Genomic DNA, 1,040 nt, shown 5'->3' on the forward strand with positions numbered 1-1,040 from the left:
GATTCGTCGTGGCGAAGCTGAGAACTTAAGCGCCAGTAAACGGCGGTGGTAACTATAACCATCCTAAGGTAGCGAAATTCCTTGTCGGGTAAGTTCCGACCTGCACGAATGGCGTAACGACTTCTCGACTGTCTCAACCACAGGCCCGGTGAAATTGCATTACGAGTAAAGATGCTCGTTTCGCGCAGCAGGACGGAAAGACCCCGGGACCTTTACTATAGCTTGATATTGGTGTTCGGTTCGGCTTGTGTAGGATAGGTGGGAGACTTTGAAGCCGTGACGCCAGTCATGGTGGAGTCGCCGTTGAAATACCACTCTGGTCGTGCTGGATGTCTAACCTGGGTCCGTGATCCGGATCAGGGACAGTGTCTGGTGGGTAGTTTAACTGGGGCGGTTGCCTCCTAAAGGGTAACGGAGGCGCCCAAAGGTTCCCTCAGCCTGGTTGGCAATCAGGTGTTGAGTGTAAGTGCACAAGGGAGCTTGACTGTGAGACTGACGGGTCGAGCAGGTACGAAAGTAGGGACTAGTGATCCGGCGGTGGCTTGTGGAAGCGCCGTCGCTCAACGGATAAAAGGTACCCCGGGGATAACAGGCTGATCTTCCCCAAGAGTCCATATCGACGGGATGGTTTGGCACCTCGATGTCGGCTCGTCGCATCCTGGGGCTGGAGTAGGTCCCAAGGGTTGGGCTGTTCGCCCATTAAAGCGGTACGCGAGCTGGGTTTAGAACGTCGTGAGACAGTTCGGTCCCTATCCGCTGTGCGCGTAGGAGTGTTGAGAAGGGCTGTCCCTAGTACGAGAGGACCGGGACGGACGAACCTCTGGTGTGCCAGTTGTCCTGCCAAGGGCATGGCTGGTTGGCTACGTTCGGGAGGGATAACCGCTGAAAGCATCTAAGCGGGAAGCCTGCTTCGAGATGAGCACTCCCACCTCCTTGAGAGGGTAAGGCTCCCAGTAGACGACTGGGTTGATAGGCCGGATATGGAAGCCCTGTGAGGGGTGGAGTTGACCGGTACTAATAGGCCGAGGGCTTGTCCTCAG

Annotated in this window: 1 rRNA gene; it reads left to right on the plus strand. The window is 56.2% G+C overall.

Annotation, left to right across the window (positions count from 1 at the left end):
* A 23S ribosomal RNA gene (locus tag ACZ6R9_RS33790) occupies window positions 1-1,038 on the plus strand; the annotation flags it as partial.
* Window positions 1,039-1,040 lie beyond the last annotated feature (2 nt).

The organism is Kitasatospora sp. NPDC048662 (genome assembly GCF_055587065.1).